This is a genomic window from Vibrio sagamiensis NBRC 104589 (assembly GCF_007990935.1).
GTDB classification, from domain to species: Bacteria; Pseudomonadota; Gammaproteobacteria; order Enterobacterales; family Vibrionaceae; genus Vibrio; species Vibrio sagamiensis.
The window spans coordinates 1-2,890 of record NZ_BJXJ01000093.1 but is presented as its reverse complement, the minus strand read 5'-3'; the positions used below and the strand labels follow the sequence as shown (position 1 = coordinate 2,890).

Below are 2,890 nucleotides of genomic sequence, written 5' to 3'. Positions count from 1 at the left end.
ATGCATCAAAGTTTGTTAGGGGCTCTTTATTAAACAATACAATCGCCAACTATTATTCGTTGGCGACTGTTCAATAAGTTACACCATCTATTTTTGCGTCGAGAATCTTGCTTGATAAGGCGTTAATTCATTCCCTTCCATCGTTAAGGAAGCGTAGAGATTAGGTCTACGACCTCTGATCCAGCGTCTGCCTGTACACATATTTAGATCTTTCGCATTGAGATCGGCAATAACCATATCATTATCGACGCAGTCCGTTTCAGCGATAATTTCGCCATAGGGATTGAGTATCAACGCATTACCCGTTCTAACTTCATCCATATCAACCCCAACACCGTTACTAAAGATCAGGAACATACCATTGTCATGGGCACGCGCGGGTAGCCAGCGCATTAGCCACTTTCTTCCTTTAGAACCTTGCATTTCAGAACGAATCGACTCTGGGTCTTGTTTACGATTATGCCAAAGTTGGGGATCAATCACCCCCATCGCATTAGGGCTGCGAGAGTTCGTGCCGCCTGTTTGATGAGGCGCAACTAGAATATCAGCTCCCTTTAATGCTGTTATTCGAACATTCTCAACTAAATTATTATCCCAGCAAATCAGGATACCTACACGGCATCCATGCGGCGTATCAAATACAGTGTATTCATTACCACTTCTCATGTGTTCGCTGACAAACGTATGCAGCTTTCTGTGTTTGGCTATCTGACCATCAGGCATTGCCATTACATAAGAATTGTAAAGACTTCCGTCCTTATCCTTTTCAATTAAACCTGCGCCGATACTGAGTTGATATTTTTCAGACATTTCTAGCAAGCGTTGAGAAGTTTCTCCTTGCGGGATGAACTCCGACAACTCCTCGATCTCTGACTTTTGCAGTGTTGAAACATGCCAGTAACCAGTAACACACATTTCAGGGAAGGCAATGATTTTTACTCCTTCTTTAGCAGCCATTTCTACATAACTTTGAATGATCGATAAGTTGTAATTTTTATCGTTCGCATGGTGGTTAAATTGAACAGTGGCAACACGGATATCTTTCATGATTGTTCCTTTTTCTCAATGAATATCCGTCATTTTAAAAAACTCATTCGATTCCTTATAATGAATAAATTTCCCATTAACAATGAGCACATGGAATGGATTTGGATGATTTACACACATTCTGTCAATTAGCGGAAGATGGTAATTATCGAGTAGCTTCAGAGCACTTACACATTACTCAGTCAGCTTTAACTAAAAAGATTCAACGTCTTGAGGCTTTTTGTAGCGTGGTTTTATTTGAAAGAGGAAGACATGGAGCCAGTTTGACGGCGGCAGGAGTTGCTCTTTTACCTGAAGCGCAGAGAATTGTTTCAAGTTTTGAATCTTATAAATGTCTAACCCAACGAGTTGCCAAGGGCATTGCAGGAAACCTCAATATAGGTTTTGGTATATCTTCTTACCATCTTGCACCAGATTACATAGCTAAGTTTAAAAAACACTACCCAGAGATCCACATTACGCTGAACGATATACCATCTCAAAAACAATCAGAATTATTACTTCAAGGGGATCTTCATCTCAGTTTTAGTCGACTACCAGCTGTAGCCCCGCTGAAGGGCGTAAAGCTCTGTACAGATCACTTAGTGCTTGCGACGCATAGAAGCCAAATTATAGACAAAAACAAATTGTGGTTTTCATTAGATTCAATTGATTATTTACAGCTTAATCCTAAACGAGGTATGGGCCTTAGCCATCAAATAAACATGCTATTAGAGGAGCATGAGAAAAAACTGAATGAAGTTCAAGAGGCTGATGATATTCAAACATTGTTGGCACTAGTCTCCGCAAATTTGGGTTTCACTATTGTTCCTGCAAGTGTAAAGCATATTGCGAATGAGCATGTCGCTTTTTGGGAACTGTCAGGGGAAAACAGCTCATGGGATGTAGGTCTAATTTGGAATGAGCACTTAGAGAGCTTTACAAAAGATAATTTCATTCAATTTGTTGAGAAAATACAAATTGAACATCGTTGATTCTATGTATCTACTCTAACTCATTCATGTCCAAAGACGTGCTAACACCAATCTCGGCAAACACGTCTTTGCCCCTTTATACGTTAGACCTTTTAATCATTCAGCTCTTGTTAACCTGAGTTTACCCCTAGTCAAACTTATCTGATTGAATTGACAAATTAGCCTTCGTGTTATTAGTCGATATTTTGCAGTGTAGCATCCCTTAACTTGGTCTAAATTATTGATTGTTAATTGAAAAAAATGTGACTAAGAATGCATTGTGAAGAAGTGAAAGTCGACAATTTGTCGGTTAACAAGTGTTAGCTACCCCGAGTCTTTCACGGCTAATAAATACTTACAGGAGCACTCAGTATGGGAAATTATGAGATAGTTTGTCAGGAAAAAAAGGAAAAGTGTGCAGTGCAGACTGATGAAGCTCTCTCAAGCTTATGTGGCAAGAAAACGCAACTAGAGTCCGTGTTTGATGTGTTGTTGAGTCACATTTGTAATAGATACGAGCTTATGGTTGAAAGAATCGACGGTACTGATCTTACCCTTTCTGGTGCCGAGAATATAATCCTAGAAGTACATAGAGGGGACGGTATTGAGTCTATGATTTCTAGTTTCTCTATTGGAATCAGTAGTATCGAAACACTATTAAGAGATGGTGCCTATATACAAGCTTTCGCAGTTCTAGGCAGGAACTTGAAATTCTGACGCAGATCCATCACTTTTCAAATGATGAATACGAGTATACAAAAGCACCCAACGTTGGGGTGCTAGAAGGGCTTTGTTGCCTAATTCAGCTAAAGAGCGAACGCTAGCTAAATAGGGGCTTGTTGCAAAAATCGAAGATGTGTCTGAGGTACCCATCTGAGCACCTCTTTTCA

Annotated in this window: 4 protein-coding genes; 2 read left to right on the top strand and 2 right to left on the bottom strand. The window is 39.9% G+C overall.

Going from position 1 to position 2,890, the window contains the following annotated elements; genetic code table 11:
* Positions 1 to 87 precede the first annotated feature (87 nt).
* Positions 88 to 1,050, bottom strand: a complete 963-nt coding sequence (locus VSA01S_RS19410) for a nitrilase family protein (protein ID WP_174302260.1) — start codon at positions 1,048 to 1,050, stop codon at positions 88 to 90.
* Between the two features lie 92 nt (positions 1,051 to 1,142).
* On the opposite strand from VSA01S_RS19410, the gene VSA01S_RS19405 reads away from it, so the two are divergent.
* Together VSA01S_RS19405 and VSA01S_RS19400 are read left to right on the top strand one after the other, a co-directional pair.
* Positions 1,143 to 2,021, top strand: coding sequence for a LysR family transcriptional regulator (locus tag VSA01S_RS19405; RefSeq protein WP_039983127.1), 879 nt, complete (start codon positions 1,143 to 1,145; stop codon positions 2,019 to 2,021).
* 351 nt (positions 2,022 to 2,372) lie between these two features.
* Positions 2,373 to 2,717 carry a hypothetical protein gene (locus VSA01S_RS19400; protein ID WP_039983128.1) on the top strand — a complete coding sequence of 115 codons (345 nt, stop codon included), beginning with the start codon at positions 2,373 to 2,375 and terminating at the stop codon, positions 2,715 to 2,717.
* Here the strand turns inward: VSA01S_RS19400 and VSA01S_RS20230 are convergent.
* A partial coding sequence (locus tag VSA01S_RS20230; RefSeq protein ID WP_222593939.1) for a hypothetical protein occupies positions 2,694 to 2,890 on the bottom strand: 197 nt, incomplete at its 5' end. The genes VSA01S_RS19400 and VSA01S_RS20230 overlap by 24 nt on opposite strands.